The sequence below is a fragment of the Marinobacter sp. DS40M6 genome (assembly GCF_028581595.1).
Classification (GTDB): Bacteria; Pseudomonadota; Gammaproteobacteria; order Pseudomonadales; family Oleiphilaceae; genus Marinobacter; species Marinobacter salarius.
In genome coordinates this window covers 160,873-181,919 of the sequence record NZ_JAFCAE010000004.1, presented here as the reverse complement: position 1 = coordinate 181,919, position 21,047 = coordinate 160,873, and the positions used below count along the sequence as shown (strand labels likewise).

Genomic DNA, 21,047 nt, shown 5'->3' with positions numbered 1-21,047 from the left:
TTGTGATGTGTGTCGCAGTGTTACGTAGCGTAATCCGACACTCTTCCTTCAGGCTTTCTCAAGCTCTGGCCTGGTCTCGGTAAACCGCCGGGTCTCATAGGCATCTACCAAGCCTTGAACTGCTGCACGCTCCATCTCATGAACCGAGGGGGTGCCGTTTTGGGCATCCGCCCTGCAAAGCACCATGCCTGCCTCAACCGAGATGTAACCCGCCGTGGTTTTCAGAGCTTTGTGGTTAATGCCGTCGAATACGCGGCGAAAAGCTGTTGTGGAGCAATGATCGCTGTTTGGGAAGTGAGCGATAATCGCGTACTGGTTGTCGCCCACGCGGCACAGGGAGTCCATGGGCCGGATCAGGTGGCTCAGGCGGCGGGCGATGCCAACGGCCAGCTCACTCATCACCGAGGGCGCATGCTTACGCTTGAGTTCCTGCCAGTTGCGAATGCCGCACAGCACATAGGCAGAAGCACCGCCTCGGGATTCCGCCTGTCGCAGGCATTTGCCCAGCTTATTCCGGGCATAACGGTTGTTGCAGAGGCCCGTTTCAAGATCAATGATGTTGCTGCTTTCCAGTTCGCGGTTGTTCTCAATCAACAGGGAGTTGGCGCGCAGCAGGGTGTTCTGGCGGTCCGCCATGCGGTCGGCCGCGAAAATCCTTGGAATCAGCTGCTTGGTCATGTCCGATTTATAGATGAAATCGTCGACGCCCCGGTCGAATGCTTCTGACAGGGCCTCCACACTCTCCCGGGCGGTGAGCAGGATCACGTAGGTGTAGTGGTTGTTCTGCTCATCCTGCTGGCGGACCTGATCGGTCAGCTCCAGCCCGTCCATCTCCGGCATCAACCAGTCGGCAATCAACACACTGACTGGGCGTTGGTCAATAAACTCAAGCGCGGCAGGGGCATTGTTGGCGATTCGCACGTCGCGGTACCCTGCATTGCGGAGGGTTCGGCCCACCACCATACTGCTGAATTTGGCGTCGTCTACCACGAGGATGGGAAGATCAAGATTTGGCATTGTTAACTACTACTCACCAGTCCATTGTCAGATGCGGTGCCGGCCCGGTCTTGGTATGCTTTGGCACCTTGCGCAACCAGAAGGGCACCAGTATAGCGTTTTGTACGTGCCCTGACGTGGATAATTGTAAAAAGTGAGAACACATCATGCCTTCTTTTGACATCGTTTCTGAAATCGACATGCACGAAGTGACCAACGCCGTGGACCAGGCCAAGCGCGAGCTGGGCAATCGCTGGGACTTCAAGAACGTGGACGCGGACATCGAACTGGACGACAAAGGCATCACCATCAGCGCCGAGCAGGAATTCCAGTTGGAGCAGTTGATGGACATGCTGCGCATGGCCTTCGCCAAGCGCAATATCGATTCCCGGGCGCTGTCCGAAGACGGAGAAAGCAAAGCCGGCAAACTGGTCAAGCAGCATCTGCAATTGAAGCAGGGAATCGAAACCGACATGGCCAAGAAGATCGTCAAGATGATCAAGGACGGCAAGCTCAAGGTCCAGGCCAGCATCGAAGGTGACAAGGTAAGGGTAAAAGGGAAAAAACGCGACGACCTGCAAACGGCGATTGCGCTGTTAAAGGAAGCCGAGCTGGATATTCCACTGCAGTTCAATAATTTCCGCGACTGAACCGGGAGCCACACCATTTTATCCGGCAACACCCTGGCGTTACTTAAGGAAACCCTCCACACCTACACTCGTTGGCAGGTCATTGCGCTCCTGTTTCTGGGGTTTTCGGCCGGCCTGCCGTTCCTGCTGGTGTTCTCCACCCTGAACGCAAGGCTGGCGGATGTCGGGGTGGAAACGGCCACCATCGGTTTTTTCAGTTGGCTGGGCATAACCTATTCCATCAAGGTGTTCTGGGCGCCGGTGGTGGACCGGTTGAAACTGCCGTTTCTCGACAGGCTGCTGGGCAAGCGCCGGAGTTGGATATTATTGGCTCAGGCGGGCATCGCAACGGGCCTGTACCTCATGGCCCACGTGGACGCCACCGTGGCACCGGAGATGATGGCGTTCTGCGGTTTGCTGGTGGCTTTCTCGTCCGCCACCCAGGACGTGGCGATTGATGCCTACCGGATTGAAGTGGCGGAAGAGCGGTTGCAGGCGGCACTGGCGGCCACCTATATCTTCGGCTACCGGCTGGCTTTGCTGGTCGCCGGGGCCGGGGCCTTGTATCTTGCGGAGTTCTGGTCCTGGCAGGTGTCTTACGAAGTGATGGCGCTGCTTGTTGGAGTAGGCATGGTGACGGTACTCATCGTGCGGGAACCCAGGGTCAATCACTACGCCGCCGCCCAGGACATCGCCGACAAAATTGAGCATGAGGCGAGTAAGCGCACCCACCTCAACCCCCGCCTGGCTCGATTCATCGGATGGTTCTACGCTGCCATCGCTGGGCCCTTCCTGGACTTCTTCCGTCGCTACAAGGAACTCGCCATCCTGATCCTGGTGATGGTCGCTGTGTATCGCATCTCCGACATCGCCATGGGGGTTATGGCGAACCCCTTCTATCTGGATTTCATGGGCTTCTCGAAAACCCAGGTGGCCGACGTCACCAAAATCTTCGGCTTCTTCATGACCATCGCCGGCTCTCTGGTGGGTGGTGTACTCGTAGTACGGTACGGCGTACGTCGCATCCTGCTGGCCGGCGCCATCATGACCGCCGCCACCAACCTGCTTTTCGTCGTTCTGGCACAATACCCGCCCAACATTGTCACCCTTGCACTGGTGGTCAGTGCCGACAATCTCAGTGGCGGCATCGCCAATGTAGCATTGATAGCCTGGCTGTCCAGCATGACCAGCGCGGCCTTCACCGCTACCCAGTACGCCCTGTTCAGCTCCCTGATGACACTGCCCGGAAAATTCATCGGCGGCTTCTCCGGCATCGTCGTGGCCGGATTCGGTTACGCAGAATTCTTCCTGGTTGCCGGCATAATGGGCGTTCCCGCCATACTGCTGGCCATATACATGATGCGCAAAGGCGAACGCCTGGACGCCTTGGCACCGCGGAACGAAGCTGTTGAGTCGTCATGACCGAACCCACCAAAGACCAGAAAATCTGGCAGGTTGTCGCCGCTATCCCCCCTGGCTGCGTAGCCAGCTACGGCCAGATCGCAGATATGGCCGGCCTGGGCCGGCAGGCCCGGTATATCGGTAAAGCTTTGGGAAAACTCCCAGAAGGGCACGCCATTCCCTGGTATCGCGTGATCAGAAGCAATGGCCAGATCGCCTTCCCCATCGGCAGCGAGGCTTTTGAGACGCAAGCCCAGAGCTTGCGGGAGGAAGGAGTCGTCGTTGTAGATGGACGAATATCAATGAAGCAGTTCGGCTGGCGCCCGTAGTTTATTGGGTTGATATACATCGGAGTACAGTCGGGCAGGGGGTGGTGCCAAATTTTTCTGCCAGAAAAAGATGTCCGAGCAAAGCGAGTTCTTTTTCCAAGAAAAATTTGGCACCACCCCCTAGCCAGCCCCCAAACCCTTCAGGCTAGGTAGCAGAGAGGGGCAAAGCTCAAAACCTACAGCCGAAGCGCCCCATCAATCTCAATCATCCGCCCCGACATATAGTCATTCTCAAAAATAAACGCCGCCGCAGACGCAATTTCCTCCGGCTTACCCATACGCTTCAGGGGAATACCAGCGGTCATCTTCTCAAGGGCTTCCGGTTTCATCGAAGCCGTCATCTCAGTCTCGATAAAGCCAGGCGCAATCCCCATGCACCGAATGCCATAACGGGCAAGCTCCTTGGCCCACACCGGCACCAACGCCGAAACCCCCGCCTTGGCGGCAGAATAATTGCTCTGGCCCATATTTCCGGCACGGGAAATCGACGCAATGTTGATAATCGCACCCTGATCGCCATTCTTGATCATCTGCGTAGACGCCTCACGGCCGCACAGGAAAACCCCCGTCAGATTCACATCAATCACCGACTGCCACTGCGACAGCTCCATGCGCTTCTCAACCTGGCCGTCCTTAACCTTCACCATCAGCCCATCCCGAAGGATGCCAGCGTTGTTAATCAACCCGTTAAGCTGACCAAAATCCGCTACGATAGCCTCAAATGTCTTCTCGACATCGTCTTCCTTGGCAACATTGCAGATATAGGTTCTGGCATCGCCACCGGCTTTCTTACAGGCGGCTGCAGCCTCTTCCAGCTTCTCCGGCATCAGATCAATCAGCGCCAGACGAGCCCCTTTGGCTGCCAGATACTCAGCCATGGCTCGGCCCAAACCCTGGCCGCCGCCAGTAATTGCGATCACGGAATCTTGAAGTTTCATGTTTTGCCCTAAGGTTAAGCATTAGCGGAAGCGGCGAGTATATCAGAGGTTTTTACGGTCGCAGCAACCAGACCAACGCTCATCCACGGAGGCTCCCTTGGGCATTTTTCTGTTTTTATTCATTGTCATGCCCATCGTCGAAATGACGATATTAATCAAAGTTGGCACCATGATTGGCGCCCTGAATACCATTGGCCTTGTCCTCTTGACGGCCATCATTGGTGCCGCGCTGCTGAGGCAGCAAGGGCTCGCCACCTTGTTGAAAGCCAATCAGAGGCTCAATAGTGGTGAGTTGCCAGCGAAGGAAGTGGCGGAAGGCCTGATTCTGGCCGTGGGCGGCGCCCTGCTGCTGACGCCGGGATTCGTCACCGACACCATTGGCTTCCTTTGCCTGATTCCGGGCACCCGCCACTGGTTCGCCGCCCAGGCCCTGAAGCGAATGGTGGTGGCCGGCCAGTCCGGCGGTTTCACATTTACCGCTGGCCAGCAGGGGCCTTTCCAGGGGCAGGGGCCCTTTGGTGGCCGCGAAGGGCCGTTCGGGCGTCAAAATCCTTTCGACAGGAACGATGACATTATTGAAGGGGAATACCGCGACGAAACCGAGCGCGACTACGATCGTCTGAACCGGAATACCGAAGGCCGAGAGGATAGTGATCACGGCGATGGCGGTCCGAAAAAAAACTGAAAAATTTTTCAGGGGAAGTGTTGAAAACGCATCGGCCACCCCCACATAGGTCTCACAAGTTCGCTGCGGGCTAATAACCGCTGTAAAACAGTTGGTTAAAAGCCCCGGCTTTTAACGCAACCATCATTGCCAAACCTAACCTGACATTGGAGATATCGAGCAATGAAAATTCGTCCGCTACACGATCGTGTTGTCGTGCGCCGTAAGGAAGAAGAAGAGAAAACAGCTGGTGGCATCGTACTGCCGGGTAATGCCAAAGAGAAGCCGTCCCAGGGTGAAGTTATCGCCGTAGGAAATGGCCGTATTCTCGACAATGGCGAAACCCGTGCGCTGGCGGTAAAGGTGGGTGACACCGTGGTCTTTGGCCAGTACGCCGGTAACACCGTAAAGGTTGACGGCGAAGACCTGCTCATCATGAGCGAAAACGACATTTTCGGCGTTCTCGAGTAAACGCTCGGTTACGCAGCAATCCGATTGAACGATTGAATTGGGTTTAACGAACAGGAATAGATGACATGGCAGCAAAAGACGTTAGATTCGGTGACAGCGCCCGTAAACGCATGGTTCAGGGTGTTAACATCCTGGCGGACGCAGTTAAGGTAACCTTGGGCCCGAAAGGCCGCAACGTTGTTCTGGACAAGTCCTTCGGCGCACCAACCGTCACCAAGGACGGCGTATCCGTCGCCAAGGAAATCGAGCTGAAAGACAAGTTCGAGAACATGGGTGCCCAGATGGTCAAGGAAGTTGCTTCCCAGGCCAACGATACCGCCGGTGACGGCACCACCACTGCGACCGTTCTGGCACAGGCCATTGTTCGTGAGGGCATCAAGGCCGTTACTGCCGGCATGAACCCGATGGACCTCAAACGTGGCATCGACAAGGCGACAATCGCAGCAGTACAGGCCATCCGTGACCTGTCCAAGCCCTGTGACGACAGCCGCAACATTGCCCAGGTAGGCACGATCTCCGCCAACGGCGACGAGACCATCGGCCAGCTTATCGCAGACGCGATGGAGAAAGTGGGTAAGGAAGGCGTTATCACCGTTGAGGAAGGCCGTGGCCTGGAAGACGAGCTGGACGTAGTGGAAGGCATGCAGTTTGACCGTGGCTTCCTGTCTCCGTACTTCATCAACAACCAGGAAAACATGTCCACCGAACTGGATGACCCGTACATCCTGCTGGTTGACAAGAAGATCTCCAACATCCGTGAGCTTCTGCCCGTTCTGGAATCTGTGGCCAAGGCTGGTAAGCCTTTGCAGATTATTGCTGAAGACATCGAAGGTGAAGCGTTGGCGACCCTGGTCGTGAACAATATGCGCGGCATTGTGAAAGTAAATGCTGTAAAAGCACCCGGCTTCGGTGACCGCCGCAAGGAAATGCTGCAGGACATCGCTATTCTGACTGGCGGCACTGTTATTTCCGAAGAAGTCGGCCTGTCTCTGGAAAACACCACCATTGATGACCTGGGTACTGCCAAGCGCGTCAACGTCACCAAGGAAAACACCACCATTATTGGCGGTGCTGGTGCTCAGGGTGATATCGAAGCCCGCGTTGAGCAGATCCGTAAGCAGATTGAAGACAGCTCTTCCGACTACGACAAGGAAAAGCTCCAGGAGCGCGTGGCCAAGCTGGCTGGCGGTGTAGCCGTCATCAAGGTTGGCGCCGGTTCTGAAGTGGAAATGAAAGAGAAGAAGGCCCGCGTTGAAGACGCTCTGCACTCCACCCGCGCTGCGGTTGAAGAGGGCATTGTGCCGGGCGGCGGTGTCACTCTGATTCGCGCCATCGCGGCTCTGGACAAGGTTGACGCCATCAACGAAGAGCAAAAGGCGGGCGTTAACATCCTGCGCCGTGCCATGGAAGCTCCGCTGCGCCAGATCGTGACCAACGCCGGTGGTGAAGCCTCCGTTGTTGTGAACAAGATCATGGAAGGCGAAGGTGCCTATGGCTATAACGCCTCTACCGAAGCGTTCGGTGACATGCTGGAAATGGGTATCCTTGACCCGGCCAAAGTGACCCGTTCCGCGCTGCAGGCAGCCGCTTCCGTGGCTTCCCTGATCATCACCACTGAGGCGATGATTGCGGACGAGCCGGAAGAAGAAGGCGCCGGCGGCGGTATGCCGGACATGGGTGGCATGGGCGGAATGGGAGGCATGGGCGGCATGATGTAATGCCGACCGGACCCGGACCAATTCTCAATTTCTGAGGAATGGCCCCATAAACCCGGAAAACCCCGCATTGGTTCACACCGATGCGGGGTTTTTTGTTTTTTTGTCATGAACTTGCGAAATGGCTTTGCTAGACTCGGCAACCGGCCATTTATCTTTGTGACACTGTATGAGCGAAACCCCAGCAAAAGCCTTTCTCAGACCCGGCAAAGTGTTCCTGCTGACCTTGGCCGGTGTGCTGGTTTATCTGGTGGCGCTGGTGGTTCTCGTACCGGCCGGATGGCTTTGGCATCAGGCGTCTGCCTATGTTGCGCTTCCGCCGGAAGTCCAGGTCAGTCAGGTGTCTGGCAGGGTCTGGTCAGGCGCTGCCGGCGTGGTGGTCGCCGGTTATCCTGTGAGGCTTGAGTGGCGGCTGGGCATGCCGTCCGTTTCTGGATTATCGTTACCCGTCGATTTTTCAGTGTCGTCGTCACAGTCTTCCGTGGATGGCAATGTTAGTCTCGGATGGCAGGGGGCAGGCACCCTCAACGCCAGTGGCCATCTGGCAGTCGCTGAATTTGAGGACCTGATCCGACGCAGCGGTGGAGCCGTCATCGAAGGTGACGTCACCATTGATCGATTGGTGTTGTCGTGGCAGGACAACCGCGTGACCCAGGCCGACGGCGTTGGCCGCTGGGCAGGAGGCCAGGTTACCTGGCCCATGGGGAATAATATTGGCCAGGCAGATTTCCCGCCCATGCTGGCGACGATGGACAGTACGGCCGATGGCGTTGCGCTGGTCATCTCGGAGCAGGGCGGCGATGGCCCCGCGGCGGATGCCGAGATTCGCTGGAACGGTATGATGGAGTTGCGAGTCTATAAACGCATGATCGACCTGGCCGACCAACCCTGGCCAGATTCTGCTAACCCCAGTGATGTCGTCTTCAGGGTCAAGCAGCCCTTGATTCCGGGAGGTGCTCTGTGACAGCAATGGCGGCTGTTATCGGTAGCCGGCGACTGCCCCGGTTGCTGGCCAATTTGTTACTGGCGGGCCTCGTGGTTTATGTTGCTCTGGTACTGGCGCAGACAACCTGGCTCATCGCCTGGGATGACCGCCCGGTGGCCATGGCACCCGCCTCTGACAGCCGCGCGAGCGCTTCAGGTGGCGGCCGATTACAGCCACTGGCGGCCCATCAGGTGTTTGGCAGGGCGGAAGAACAAACCCGTGTCGCAGAAGTGGTACGCCGGTCGGCACCGGAAACCAGGCTCAACCTCAGGCTTGAAGGTGTGCTGGTGGCAGAGCGCCCGGAGGACTCCGGTGCTATAGTTGCGGGAAGCAATGGAGTAACTGAGCACTATCGTGTGGGTGAGGTCTTGCCCGGTAACGCCGAACTGGCGGAAGTGGAACCAGGCCGGGTGCTGATTCGCAGGAATGGGCAATACGAAACCCTGACGTTTGAAGAACAGCTTTCCACTGGCCTGGTTGAGGGCGTGGAAGAAGATTTGGCGGAACCGGCGTCTTCGCCGGAGCAGTTCCTGAGTGAAGCACGGGAACAGCTTGATTCCCAGGGAGTTGCGGCGCTTGCACCATACGGGCTGAGCCCGACCGGGGAGGGAGGTACGTCCGGTTATGTGTACGATGGTTCCAATGCCATGCTCAATGCTGTCAACCTCAGGGCCGGTGACGTCATCACTGCCGTCAATGGCCAGCGGCTGGGGGATCTTGAGCAGGATATGATGCTTTTTGAGAATTGGCGGTCTGAGCCGCAATTGGAAATAGAAATTGAACGGGACGGATCCATTCTGACCGTGAGCTATGCCATACCTGAACAGTGGCGATGAACGGATTTAACGATACAGGACAATAACGCCAGATGCTTAACCACAGATCCAAATTATTCCGGGCCTTTGTTCTGGCCCTGCTGATGCCCCTGATGTCTGTTGCTTACGGGCAGGAAACGGAGACCTGGCGACTGAACCTCAAGGACGCCGACATTCGCGCCTTTGTGACCCAGGTGGCCGATATCACCGGCTACAGCTTTGTTGTGGATCCACGGGTAAAGGGAAAGGTGACCGTCCTGTCCAGCGCCCCCATGAACAAGGACGAGATTTACGACCTGTTCCTGGCTGTGTTGCAGGTGCATGGCTTCACCGCCATTCCCGGCGAGGAAGTGATCAAGGTGGTTCAGCAGGTGGACGCCAAACAATCCGCTGAGTCGCTGGAGCGGTTTACGGAGGTACCCTCAGAGCAGCTGATTACCCGTGTTATCCAGATCGATAACGCCAATGCCCTCGAACTGGTGCCCATCCTGCGCCCGCTCGTGGCCAAGTATGGCCACCTGGCGGGGGTGGCGGCCGCCAACGCCCTGATCGTCAGCGACCACTCTTCCAATATCCAGCGCATCGAACAGATTGTGAGAGAGCTCGACAGTCCGTCCAAATACGAGGTGGAGGTGATCCAGCTCGAAGAGGCCTGGGTGGGCGATATGGTCGAGTTGCTGCAGGAACTGGCTCCGGCGGAATTGGGCCAGGGTGGTGGCGATAACGCTGCCCGCAAGTACAGCGTAACGGCCGATGAGCGCAGCAACCGGCTTATTCTCAGGGGGGATGAAACCTTCCGTGACAAGATGAGGGAGCTGATCAGGAAGCTGGACCAGCCCTCAGCCACCGGCGGTACGACCAAGGTCATTCGCCTGAGCCACGCGGACGCGGAGAATCTTACCGAGATTCTCAAGGGTGTCATGGGTGAGGTGGCCAAGGAATCCACTGGGGGCTCAGGTGGTGCTGGCGGCAGTACCGGAAGCGGGCGTAATACGAGCTTTTCAGTGTTCGCTGACGAGGGTCTGAACGCACTTGTGGTACGCGGTGAACCGTCGATGATGCAAGAAGCTGAAATGATCGTTAAGGCTCTGGATGTTCGTCGTGCCCAGGTAATGATTGAGGCGGCCATCGTCGAAATCAGCGATGAACTGGGGCAGGATCTGGGCGTCCAGTTGGCGCTGGGGGATGAATCCGGCGAGTCTACGCCAGTAGCCGGCACTAACTTCAACAACGTCGGCCGAAGCCTGGGCGACGTATTGGGTGCGATCCTTTCTGATTCGGTGATTGCACCGGCCACCGGCGGTATTACCATTGGCGCAGGCCAGCGGAATGAAAACGGCGTTTCCTGGGGCGTGCTGCTGCAGGCTCTGTCGACCTCGGCGGCGGCAAATCTGCTGTCTACTCCCAGTATCATTACCCTGGATAACCAGGAATCCGAAATCATCGTTGGCCAGAACGTACCTTTCCGTACCGGTCAGTCCACTGTCACAGGTGACGGTACAACCAACCCATTTACCACGATTGAGCGTCGCGATATCGGTCTCACCCTGAAGGTGACACCCACTATCAGCGCCGATGGTCTTGTACGGTTGGTGGTGGAGCAGACCACCGAGAATATTGGTGACAGCGTGGAGTCCGCCTCCGATATCATTACCAACAAGCGTGAAATCAAGACTACGGTCTTGGCAGATGATGGCGAAACCATCGTTCTGGGTGGTTTGACAACCGATGATTTGCAGGTGAATAAGAGTAAGGTTCCCCTGCTGGGCGACATCCCGGTGTTGGGGCGTCTGTTTTCCTCCGAATCCGAGCGCCGGGTGAAACGCAACCTGCTGGTATTCCTGCGCCCGACGATCATGCTTGGCAAGGCCGATGCTGTAGCCGCCACGGATGAGAAGTTTCAGAGCCTGTGGGAGATCAATCTCGGTGTGCGCAAGAAGCTGGGCCTGCCAGACCCGGAAAGACCGCCAACGAAAGACTCGCTGTTCCGGCCTCAGCCTGACTGATCGGCCAAGGGGCTGATCTCAGGCTGCCAGTGGCGGCATCGGGCAGTCCAGTTGATCCGCCACCAGGCGGATCAACTCATATTCCGTGGTCTTGATCTCTCCATCCGCAAGCACGCAATGGCCGCAAGCGTCGAGAATTGCCGGTTTTAGCAGCGGCGACAGGGTGTTCAGCACCAAAAGCGCATCCCGCAGATGCTTGATCGACACCGTCTCCAGAAGTTCCGGCTCCTTAGGTCCGTCGGTAAAACCTGCCATCGCCTCAGTGAACAGTCCCTGGCTGTCGATGCCCTGACGAGCACCCGCCCGGGCCATCAGGCTGAACAGCACTTGCAACTGGTCGGTTACTGTCCGGTAGCTGCGATGGCGTACCGGAACCGGGCGGGCCGAGTCTCCCGCCAGGTGGCGGCGAAGAAAGGTATGCATGGCCAGTTCGTAGAGGCTCAGTCGGTTGTCTGCCCTGATCAACACCTCCGTACACGACATTAACTGGTTGCGCTCATCCGGATCGAGCTTTCTCAGGGCCGGCATGGCCAGTTCCAGCGCCGGGAATCGTACTGTCTCGCCCAGTGAGGTAAGGGCGGGCAGCAGTTTGTTCAACAGGTCGGCGTTGGGCGCAAAGAGGGCGTTGGCGGTGACCAGCGCCAGTCGTTTCTGTTGCGATGACTCAGGAAGCTGGTAGATCAGTAGCGCATAGCACAGCTGAATGGCGCCGGCCCGGGTGTAAAGCAGGTTGCGAAATGTTGATGGCAGTCGGTTGAGAAGGTCCACGGCGTAGTCTTCGCTGCGTTTGTTGACGGTGCCTACCGTCGTTGAGATATCTGCCGATGGCCGGGTGTTCAGGGGCGATGTGGAGGCGCGAGGGCTGGCTGCGCTGAAGCCGGAAACCGCTCCATGGGCCGTATCTGCACTGGTTTCGGAGGTTTGGAGCGAGCCCATGGATCGAAGGGCACTTCCCGGTTCGCTGTCTCTAAGCCTGCTGCGAAGGCGGGCAAACATACCCGGCTGGATGGCTTCGATACGCTCCTGAACCGGAGGGTGGGACGCCAGCAATGCTGCAAATTTCATGCGTGCGCTTTCGCCAAAACACATGTGGTTCATGTCACTGGCATGGCTGGTGGTGTCCAGATAGCCCCCTTTGAGGCCAATCTTGAACAGCGCGCCGGCAACGCCTTCGGGGTTACGGGTGAATTGTACCGAGGAGGCATCCGCCAGCATTTCCCGTTGCCGTGATACCGCGGACTGAATCAGTCTTCCGAAGAATACGCCCACATAGCCGATTACCAGCAACGCCAAACCTACCAGCCCGAAAACAGCCTGGCCCCGACGGTCACGGGATGAGTGGCTGGAGACGTGGGAGCGGTGGAAGGATGCCCTGAGCAGGAAGGCACCGATCTGTCCGATCATCAGGATGCCGGCCAGGATGGCGATCAAACGGACGTTCAGACGCATATCGCCGTTGAGAACATGGCTGAACTCGTGACCAACGACGCCCTGGAGCTCATCACGGGTGAGTTGTGTCAGGGCCCCATGGGTCACCACCATGACCGCCTCGCCGGGCGTATAGCCGGCCACAAAGGCGTTGATGCCGGTTTCATGATCCATCACGTAAAGATCGGGCACACTGATGCCGCTGGCGATGGACATTTCTTCCACGATATTGCGAAGCCTACGCTCGTCGGTGTCCCTGGTGGCGGGGTCAATCGCACGGGCGCCGACCATTTTTGCAACACGCTCGCCACCGCCCGACAGGTCCGCCCAGCGGATCAGAGAGCCAATACCGATCAGGGCAACGACCGCTATCGCTGTATACAGCCCATGGCGGCTCAGTAGCCAGTCGGCAAACGCCAGCCCGGTGTATTCGCTGCGGGTTACCAGATAACCCACCAGACAAACCAGGAGCGTGATGATCACGACCGCGGCCAGAAACAGAGCCACCAGCAAGCCCGTGTTGCGACGGGCGCTGGCCTGGCGCTGGAAAAAACCGGGATGTGCCATGGCAACGGGCCTCAGAAGGCGACTTTCGGCGCCTGACGGGCCTCAGGAGATTCCAGCTCCAGCTGGGAGGAAGGTTTGAAAGCGAACAGTCCGGCCACGATGTTGTTGGGGAACTGTTCACGGAAGATGTTGTAGCCCATGACGCCATCGTTGTAGGCCTGGCGGGCAAAGGAAACCCGGTTCTCTGTGCTGGAAAGCTCTTCCATCAACTGCTGGATGGTTTCGTTGGCTTTAAGCTCTGGGTAGTTTTCCGCCACGGCGTAAAAGTTGGCGAGCGCTTTGGAGAGCATGTTCTCGGCGCTTCCCAGGCGCTGGATTTTGCCCCCGTCCGCCGGGTCGCCCGCAGCATCCTTCTGAGCGCTGACCGCATTATTCCGGGCTTCCATCACTTCGGTAAGGGTGTTGCGCTCGTGGGAAAGGTAGGCCTTGGCCGATTCCACCAGGTTGGGAATCAGGTCGTGGCGGCGCTGGAGTTGAACATCAATCTGGGCAAATCCGTTCTTGAACTGGTTTCTCAGGGATACCAGGCGGTTGTAGATAAACACGATGTAGACAACAACAACTGCAATAACAATCAGGCCGATCAGTGTGGTTCCCATGGGCGGCTCCTTGCGTTCCTGGTGGGGTGACTCAGTGGTCAGACATTATTTTCGACAATTTTGTTGTGAAAGCCAGCAACAAATACCTCGAAATCGTGGGGTTTGAGCGGCTTGCTGAAGTAGTAGCCCTGGGCCAGTTTGCAGCCACGCTGCGCGAGGTAGTATTCCTGTTCCGCGGTCTCAACGCCTTCAGCCACTACCGTTAGATTCAGACTTTTGCCAAGGTCGATGATGGTGTTGGCAATGCGGGTGTCTTCCTCGTTGACAAGCAGGTCATGAATGAACTGCTTGTCGATTTTCAGATGCTGGACCGGCATGCGCTTGAGGTAGGTCAGGGAAGAGTAACCGGTACCGAAATCATCCACCGCTATGCTGATGCCCGCTTTATGCAGGCGTTTCAGCTTCTTCACGGCGTCTTCCAGATTGGTCATGAAACTGGTTTCGGTCACTTCCAGTTCAAGACGTCCGGCGGGGATGTTGTGGCGTTTCAGGGTATCCAGAATCTCGTCCACGATGTGGTTCTGACGTAATTGTACCGCTGAAAGGTTGATCGCAATGCGCAGGGGCATGCCGTCTCTGGCCCAGCGCGCCGCCTGCCAGCAGGCCTGATCCAGAACCCACTGGCCGATTTCCACGATACTGCCGTTCATCTCGGCTACCGGTATGAAGTGATCCGGTGGCACAAGGCCCTTCTCTGGATGTTCCCAGCGAATCAGCGCTTCCGCCCCGATAATCCGGTGGGTTTCCAGGTTGATCTGTGGTTGGTAAACCAAGTGGAACTGCTGGTTGTGGAGCGCGATGGAGAGATCTTTCTCAAGCTGTTTGCGTTCACGAATTTCCTGGTCAACGCTGGCAACGTAGAACTGGAAATAATTGTGTCCGCCTTCCTTGGCCAGGGCCATGGTTTGTTCGGCGTTTTGTAGCAACCTGTCGGCTTGACTCGCGTCTCCTGGAAACAGGGCGATGCCGAGGGTGGCGGTCATGGTGATGGTCTGCTCATCGAAGATCATCGGGCTGCTTAGAGAGGCCAGTATACGGTCGGCAGTGTCGGCGGCCTGAAATCCGTCTCTCAATCCCTTCTCCACCACAACAAACTGGTCGCTGCCCAGTCGGGCGATGGTAAAGCGCGTACCGCCGAGCTTCTGCGTAAGGCGATCGGCCACGGTTTGCAGGATCATGTCGCCGGTGCGGAAACCGCACTGCTCGTTGATGGACTTGAAGTCATCGATGCCACAACAGATCAGTGACAGGACCAAGTTGTCATCACTGGCGTCTGCAATATCGGCCTGGAGCAACTCCATGAAGGTGTCTCGGCTGGGCAGGCCGGTTAGCTGATCGTACCTTGAGAGCCGGGTAACACGATCTTCTGCTTCCCGGTGGCGGGTCTGGCTGTCGCCAATCGCAACCAGGAGGTTGTTGGTGGCGTTGACCCAAAGGCCCAATTCATCTTTCTGATGGCCGTGAGGCAGGTGGATCAGATTGTCATCGGGGTGATCCGGGTTGACCTGTTTAACAGAGCGTACAATTCGTAGCAGTGGGCGCGTCAGCAGTAGATGGAAAACCACAAACAGCACCATTCCGAGAATGACGGCAATAGCGATGCCGGAGGCGAAGGTGATGGAAGCGCGCTCAAGCCAGGTTCGGGCAGCCGGACCGGTGTCGTACTTTAGTTCAAGGTAACCGTAAACATTGCCGGCGCCAGTGTCCCGGGAAAGCTCTTTGCGATAGTAACGTTCAGATTCAAAAATCGGGTCCGTAATCCGGCGGGAGCCGCTTTCCTTCAAAGGGCGGTCACGGCTGCCGAGAGGTTCGCCGTCGGGGTGGGTAATGCGTGCGACACGCATGGCTTCCTGAGCAAACAGGCCGTCGACCACCTGTTGGGCAAGGTCAGCATCGATACTGAAAACGGCCTGGGTTGATGCGTCCTTGACCAGTGCCATGGTTTGCCGCGCCTGATCATCGAGAGACTGCGATACCCGTCCGGCATCAAGGATGACCTGCACGGTGCTGACGATGACCCCACTAATTAACGCCACGGCGAGTACCCATCGCAGCACCCGGTACCCCAGGCGATGTTCTACCTCATAAGAATTTTGCATGGAGGCCTGTTTGATTCGTTCCAACTGAATGAGACCCGGTATCGCTCACCTGGGGCAAAGGGGCTCTCGGCTGACATATTCTTTTTCAAGTATGGTTCAGTTTTTACCTACTGTACCCAGTATCGGCAATTCTTCCAGATAATTCAGGCTACGGGTGTATCAATTTGTAAGATCGTTTGTATCACAGATACGAAAACGCCCGCGAAGTGCGGGCGTTTTTGCGTGCAGGTTGTGGCCTGCAAGGTATCCGAAGCGCTGTTATGCCAGGTTTTCGTTGACGAAATCCCAGTTAACCAGTTTCCAGAACGCTTCCAGATAATTCGGACGGGAATTGCGATAGTCGATGTAGTACGCGTGTTCCCAGACGTCGACCGTCAGTACCGGCTTGTCGGCGGTTGTCAGCGGCGTTTCGGCATTGCTGGTATTAACAATGGCAACGCTGCCGTCGGCCTTCTTCACCAGCCAGGTCCAGCCTGAACCGAAGTTGTTGGCGGCCTTGTCGTTAAATTCTTTCTTGAAGTCTTCGAAAGAACCAAAGGCTTTTTCGATCGCGTCCTTGGCTGCTCCTGTAGGCTCACCACCACCGTTCGGGCTCAGGCAATGCCAGTAAAAGGTGTGGTTCCAGACCTGGGCAGCGTTGTTGAACAGTGGGCCGCTGGCGCTCTTGATAATGTCTTCGAGCGATTTGTTGGCGTTGTCGGTGCCTTCGACCAGACCGTTGAGCTTGGTTACGTAAGTGTTGTGGTGCTTGCCGTAATGGTACTCAAGAGTCTCCTGAGAGATGTGTGGTTCCAGTGCGTTCTTTTCATAGGGCAGTGCGGGAAGTTCAAATGCCATGAGGTCGTTCTCCCTGATTCTCTCTGTTTATGTGTATGTAAGCCATTATTAAATATAGGGGCGCTTTGAGTTATATCAACCCCTTGTGTGCACCCTGCCTACTGCTCGGACAGGGTGCTTTTAAACTCTGGACAACCGGGTAAAAACTGGGCGCAGTTCTTTACCCGCCAGACCAATTCTTCGTAGCTGTCCGCCAGAACGGTCACATGGCCAAGTTTCCGGCCCGGGCGCTCGCCTTTATTGTAGAGGTGTACATGAGCGTAAGGCAGTTCAAGGATTCGTTCAATGTCGCCATGCTCGGCAATAATGTTGATCATGCAGCTGACACCGCGAGCGTCGGTGCTTCCCAAGGGGTGGCCGCTCACAGCGCGGATGTGGTTCTCGAACTGGCTGGTCATGGCACCCTCGATGGTCCAGTGCCCAGAGTTGTGGACCCGCGGTGCCATTTCGTTGGCGACCAGACCTTCGGCGGTTTCAAAGAGTTCAAGCGTTAGTACGCCGACGTAATTCAGTTCGTTCAGCAGCGCCTTGATGTAACGTTCTGCGTCTTCCTGGACATGTTTTTCCAGCTTTGGTGCCGGAGCAATGGAATAACGCAGGATGCCTTCGTTATGAGCGTTTTCCGCCATCGGATAGAAGGCCAGTTCGCCATCCTCGGCACGCACGGCAATAATGGAGACTTCGCGGCGAAACTCGACGAATTTCTCGACGATCAGACGCGGATGACCAATGGATTTCCAGGCCTCTGCTGCGTCTTCCGGTGAACGAAGAACTGCCTGTCCCTTGCCGTCATAACCTTCGGTGTTGGATTTGGCAACCACCGGGCAACCGAGTTCTTCGGCAGCGGCCTGCAATGACTCTGCGGTGTCTGCAATTCTCCATTCTGGTGTGGGAATGCCAAGCTCGCCAAAGAGCGTCTTTTCAGCTTCTCGATTCTGGCAAACCTGCAGCGCTCGGGGGCAGGGGTGAACCGGCTTTTCTTTGGCAATTCGCTCTGCTACGTCCACCGGCAAGTGTTCGAACTCATAGGTGACCCGATCTACCCGGGAAATGAGGTCGTCCAGGTATTGACCGTCTCGATCAATAATCACTTCACCCAGCCCGGCACTGGGATTACCTGACATATCATAGAAAACAAACGTCTTGGCCAACGGGTAGCCAGCCAGAGCCAACATCCGGCCAAGCTGACCGGCCCCTAAAACACCAATTCTCATTCGTTGTCTCCTGCCTTTAATTAGTAGGCATCTGCATTAGTTCGGGGAGTGGGTGGGGGATGCTTTCCAAAACTGTGCGGAGCCATGGATGGCGGAGCCCAAGCGCCACATGGATGTGCCGCAAGGAGCGTGTTTTGGAAAGCATCCCCCACCCGCTCGTACACCAAAGTCCGATTCCTGATTATTGATCGCTGGGATCAGGATTATCCAGGATTGTCTGTGTCTGTGTAGCGCGAAACTCATCGACCGCTATACGGACATCGTCCTTGAATGTACCGATAATCTGAGCCGCCAGCAGGCCAGCGTTAGTGGCACCGGCTTTACCAATTGCCAGGGTGCCAACCGCAATGCCGCCGGGCATTTGTACGATGGACAGCAGCGAATCAAGACCGTTGAGTGCTTTGGACTGGACGGGAACACCAAGGACCGGCAGTGACGTTTGTGACGCGACCATGCCAGGCAGGTGAGCAGCACCGCCCGCGCCTGCAATGATCACCTTCAGGCCCCGATCAGAGGCAGTCTTGGCATAATCAAACAGCAAATCCGGCGTACGGTGGGCAGAGACAACCTTCGTCTCGTAAGGCACGCCCAGCTTGTCCAGCATCTCGGCGGCGTGTTCCATGGTGGGCCAGTCAGACTTCGAGCCCATGATGAGTCCTACAAGCGGCTGCATATGCAACAGTCCTGATATGTGAGAAAGCCGGACATTGTATGTAAGGCCCCGTGGCCATGCAAACAGTCGATGGCCAAGGAGCGCATACTGTCAGCTCTCCTGGCCGTCATTTTGCTGAGTCGCAAGGTACGGGTATTATCGTGCTTTATTAACGTTACCGTCCATATACCGGAGCTGTTATGGAACCAATCCGTCCAGATGATGATGAAGTACGTACCGGCGTGCCCGGCAATAAAGTGGAAGAGCGCAAAAAACGCCAAGCACCCGCGCCAGAGTCGGCCGGTAATGGCGGCCCGGGCAAACCTGCTGGAAAACGCCGGAAAACATCTGGCGGTGGTGGTTCGGGCCGCAGTGCAGTGTTGTTGATCGCGCTGTTGATTGTTGCCGGAGCGGCGGGCGCTGGCTGGTATCAGCAAGAGCAGCGTATACAGGCGCTGGAAGGTCAGCTGGAAGAAGCGGATTACTGGGCGCGCCAAAGCAAACTGGCGCTGGCCCGGTTTGAGGGGGAACTTTCCGAGACCGGCGAGAACCTGCAGGAGAAAGGGCAATCCATTGAAGACACGCTGGCGTCCCACAAGGAACGCCTCAATACGGCTGACAGCGAGATCGCCAAGCTGTGGGGGGTTGCTAATGACCGCAACCGCAAGCGGCTCGACGACCACCAGGCCAGGTTGGAATCTTTGAGGTCAGATGTGGATAGCGGCAACAGCCAGCGGGAAGCATTGTCTGCCTCGGTCAAGGAGCTGGAGGCAACGGTGTCCTCCAGGCTGGACAAGGTTCAATCGGACTTTGAGCGGCAGCTTACCGCCGTTCGCGAAACTGGCCAGGAGAATGCCTCACAATTGACGAAGCTGGATGAATCCCTGGCCGGAGTGGACAAGCTGGTAGAGCGCCAGCTGTTGCGTTTCGAGCGAGAGCAAAACCTCACCATTGATGGCCTGGAAAGCCGTATTGCAGCGTTGGAAAAGGCCACCAATAACCTGTCCAGCGGCAGCCAGCTGGATGCCGTTCGCAAAGATTTGGCGGGGCTGAGGGAAACCGTGTCTTCGATTGACTCTTCGCGGGCGCAATTAACCTCAAGGCTGGTTCGCCTGTCGGAAGAGGTCAATGATCTGCGCTCGCGGATGTCCGGCCAATAGAAGGCGGCTGCGAACGGGTACGCAGGCACAGCAGGGCAGGCAGGGCCTGCTGTGCTTTGTAACAGTTTGTATTCATCCCTTGCGGTAGCTCTCAGTTCCGCGAGATTGCAGTTGTTATGATCGGGACAACTCGCGAAAGGATGAAGAGTGCACAACAATGACAACCCGATTTCTTTTTCCCGGTTTTCCCCGGCCACTGGCGGCCGTATTTGTGGCTTTGCTGTTGGTTTCTGGTGCCGGCTGCACGGTGTACCAGTCCATCGGTAAAAGCGTTGGCTCGTTTTTGCACCCGGTATCCGGGCACGATTTCGTTCATATCGGCAATGATGAGTGGGATCGCAGCAATGCGGTTCTCTATTTCTACCGCACCCATTCCCAGTGGGCTGCGGACGAGATCGAGGCGCCAAGCGTTTACATAGACGACCACCACTATTTCAATATTCGAAACGACAGTTTTACCTGGCTTGAAGTTGCCCCTGGCGAGCGGCATATCGCCATCCGCCGGCCACTGCTGGGGCTTGAGGGGCTCAATTCGTTCAGCCTGAGCCTGATTGCAGACGCCACGCTCAAGGTCGAACCCGGAAGGGTGTATTACCTGCGCTATAACGAGTTGCAAGAGCCGGAGAGTAACCATCCGGAACTCGCCGAGGACCACCCCCTGAGGTCTGGCGACTTGCAGCTCGTGACCCGTGACTACGCCATGCAGGCCAAAGAAATTGTCTCCACGCGTTTTCTGAATAGTGATTTGCTTGCCCCTAATCACGCTGCGACCTCCATTGTTGAGGTGAATGAGGACGCAGACTACGAGCGCAATCTGGTTCTTCTGGAAGAGGAGCGAGCGGCTGAAATCGAGCGCCTGAGAGAACAGGGGAAGTATGACGAAACGCCTTGGTACTGGCCCTTTGGCGGTGGCCCTACGGTGCCTCTTGAAAGCGATCGTCGATTGCGGGAACTGGAGCGGGAGTATGCGGCGTTGGAACAGGAGCGGGAGCGTCGGGAAGAGGCAGAATCCGGTGGCGGTTGGTGGATATTCTAACGTCGCCGATCTGGTGTACTGCGAATTGTTGTTTCCGGTTTCGGTTACTAGACTGTGAGGTGTCCGTATTCAGAGGGTTGCCGGATCATGTCGCTGAGAGATTCATTACAACTAACGTTTCGCCGGCTTTCCGGAGAATTGCTTCCCGAGGCACTGGAAAACGCAGGCCACCGGATAGCTAGCCTCAGAAAACGTCTTGATCATCTCAATTGCTCGCTGGCGGAGCGGGCATTGCCTGCGGATCGAAAGTCGCGTGTGAACGAGCTGTCACTTGATCACAAGGCGAGGAAGGCAGGACAGAAAGCCACTCGGTTGAAGTCTGTGAAGGCGGCAAAGAAAACCGGGAGTGATAAACAGGCTTGATTGAAAATTGTACATTTTTTAGCGAGTTGCAGGTTTTTTGAGAAAAACTCCGGAAAAAATTTGACACCGCCAGACAAATGCTTAAAATGCGCGTCTCACTTGGTTGAGACAGCAACGCTGACTCACCAGTGTGCTGTAAAAGT

The 21,047-nt window shown here is 56.7% G+C and carries 19 protein-coding genes; 11 read left to right on the top strand and 8 right to left on the bottom strand.

The features are described 5' to 3' along the window. Positions 1-48: 48 nt before the first annotated feature. Positions 49-1,017 carry a response regulator gene (locus tag JJO78_RS11610; protein ID WP_151982587.1) on the bottom strand — a complete coding sequence of 323 codons (969 nt, stop codon included), beginning with the start codon at positions 1,015-1,017 and terminating at the stop codon, positions 49-51. Between the two features lie 146 nt (positions 1,018-1,163). Here JJO78_RS11610 and JJO78_RS11605 point away from each other — a divergent pair, with 146 nt between their 5' ends. Genes JJO78_RS11605 through JJO78_RS11595 form a run of 3 tightly spaced genes read left to right on the top strand, consistent with a single transcriptional unit; the run spans position 1,164 to position 3,355 of the window. Further along, positions 1,164-1,646 carry a YajQ family cyclic di-GMP-binding protein gene (locus JJO78_RS11605; protein WP_036210083.1) on the top strand — a complete coding sequence of 161 codons (483 nt, stop codon included), beginning with the start codon at positions 1,164-1,166 and terminating at the stop codon, positions 1,644-1,646. Positions 1,647-1,661: 15 nt separating this feature from the next. After that, the gene (locus tag JJO78_RS11600; RefSeq protein WP_407716498.1) at positions 1,662-3,047 is read left to right on the top strand and encodes an AmpG family muropeptide MFS transporter; all 1,386 of its coding nucleotides are present in this window, start codon (positions 1,662-1,664) and stop codon (positions 3,045-3,047) included. After that, positions 3,044-3,355 (top strand): MGMT family protein, encoded by a 312-nt coding sequence (locus JJO78_RS11595; RefSeq protein ID WP_085679988.1) that lies wholly within the window; start codon positions 3,044-3,046, stop codon positions 3,353-3,355. Before JJO78_RS11600 ends, JJO78_RS11595 begins: the two co-directional genes overlap by 4 nt. Positions 3,356-3,531: 176 nt before the next feature. Here JJO78_RS11595 and JJO78_RS11590 read toward each other — a convergent pair whose 3' ends face one another. After that, complete coding sequence (locus JJO78_RS11590; protein ID WP_151982585.1) at positions 3,532-4,293, bottom strand: SDR family oxidoreductase; 762 nt, start codon at positions 4,291-4,293, stop codon at positions 3,532-3,534. Between the two features lie 97 nt (positions 4,294-4,390). Here JJO78_RS11590 and JJO78_RS11585 point away from each other — a divergent pair, with 97 nt between their 5' ends. The 6 genes from JJO78_RS11585 to gspD all read left to right on the top strand — a co-directional run bounded on the left by JJO78_RS11585 (position 4,391) and on the right by gspD (position 10,949). Next, entirely contained in the window at positions 4,391-4,978 is a 588-nt protein-coding gene (locus JJO78_RS11585) for an FxsA family protein (RefSeq protein ID WP_036210095.1), read from the top strand. 162 nt (positions 4,979-5,140) lie between these two features. Next, the gene (gene groES, locus JJO78_RS11580) at positions 5,141-5,428 is read left to right on the top strand and encodes a co-chaperone GroES (RefSeq protein ID WP_007155569.1); all 288 of its coding nucleotides are present in this window, start codon (positions 5,141-5,143) and stop codon (positions 5,426-5,428) included. Between the two features lie 65 nt (positions 5,429-5,493). Beyond that, positions 5,494-7,146, top strand: coding sequence for a chaperonin GroEL (groL, locus tag JJO78_RS11575; protein WP_036210097.1), 1,653 nt, complete (start codon positions 5,494-5,496; stop codon positions 7,144-7,146). Positions 7,147-7,312: 166 nt separating this feature from the next. Next, complete coding sequence (gspN, locus tag JJO78_RS11570; RefSeq protein WP_075196452.1) at positions 7,313-8,107, top strand: type II secretion system protein N; 795 nt, start codon at positions 7,313-7,315, stop codon at positions 8,105-8,107. Between the two features lie 5 nt (positions 8,108-8,112). Continuing rightward, positions 8,113-8,964 carry a type II secretion system protein N gene (locus JJO78_RS11565; protein WP_036210102.1) on the top strand — a complete coding sequence of 284 codons (852 nt, stop codon included), beginning with the start codon at positions 8,113-8,115 and terminating at the stop codon, positions 8,962-8,964. Between the two features lie 32 nt (positions 8,965-8,996). Next, positions 8,997-10,949: a type II secretion system secretin GspD gene (gene gspD / locus JJO78_RS11560; RefSeq protein WP_085679995.1), complete on the top strand. Its 1,953-nt coding sequence runs from the start codon at positions 8,997-8,999 to the stop codon at positions 10,947-10,949. Positions 10,950-10,967: 18 nt separating this feature from the next. On the opposite strand, the gene JJO78_RS11555 is transcribed toward gspD, so the two are convergent. The 6 genes from JJO78_RS11555 to purE all read right to left on the bottom strand — a co-directional run bounded on the left by JJO78_RS11555 (position 10,968) and on the right by purE (position 18,366). Then, positions 10,968-12,944, bottom strand: a complete 1,977-nt coding sequence (locus JJO78_RS11555) for a M48 family metallopeptidase (protein ID WP_151982582.1) — start codon at positions 12,942-12,944, stop codon at positions 10,968-10,970. 11 nt (positions 12,945-12,955) lie between these two features. Continuing rightward, positions 12,956-13,543, bottom strand: coding sequence for a LemA family protein (locus JJO78_RS11550; protein WP_041332466.1), 588 nt, complete (start codon positions 13,541-13,543; stop codon positions 12,956-12,958). A gap of 38 nt (positions 13,544-13,581) precedes the next feature. After that, the gene (locus JJO78_RS11545) at positions 13,582-15,642 is read right to left on the bottom strand and encodes a putative bifunctional diguanylate cyclase/phosphodiesterase (RefSeq protein WP_151982580.1); all 2,061 of its coding nucleotides are present in this window, start codon (positions 15,640-15,642) and stop codon (positions 13,582-13,584) included. A gap of 258 nt (positions 15,643-15,900) precedes the next feature. After that, positions 15,901-16,479: a superoxide dismutase [Fe] gene (sodB, locus tag JJO78_RS11540; RefSeq protein WP_036210113.1), complete on the bottom strand. Its 579-nt coding sequence runs from the start codon at positions 16,477-16,479 to the stop codon at positions 15,901-15,903. Between the two features lie 98 nt (positions 16,480-16,577). Next, positions 16,578-17,693 carry a 5-(carboxyamino)imidazole ribonucleotide synthase gene (locus JJO78_RS11535; RefSeq protein ID WP_151982578.1) on the bottom strand — a complete coding sequence of 372 codons (1,116 nt, stop codon included), beginning with the start codon at positions 17,691-17,693 and terminating at the stop codon, positions 16,578-16,580. 181 nt (positions 17,694-17,874) lie between these two features. Next, positions 17,875-18,366, bottom strand: a complete 492-nt coding sequence (gene purE, locus JJO78_RS11530; RefSeq protein WP_036210119.1) for a 5-(carboxyamino)imidazole ribonucleotide mutase — start codon at positions 18,364-18,366, stop codon at positions 17,875-17,877. 179 nt (positions 18,367-18,545) lie between these two features. Here purE and JJO78_RS11525 point away from each other — a divergent pair, with 179 nt between their 5' ends. After that, a complete protein-coding gene (locus tag JJO78_RS11525) occupies positions 18,546-19,505 on the top strand; it encodes a hypothetical protein (protein WP_151982576.1) in 960 nt (319 codons plus the stop codon). 157 nt (positions 19,506-19,662) lie between these two features. Next, positions 19,663-20,541 carry a DUF2846 domain-containing protein gene (locus JJO78_RS11520; protein WP_036210128.1) on the top strand — a complete coding sequence of 293 codons (879 nt, stop codon included), beginning with the start codon at positions 19,663-19,665 and terminating at the stop codon, positions 20,539-20,541. The last annotated feature ends 506 nt before the right edge of the window (positions 20,542-21,047 follow it).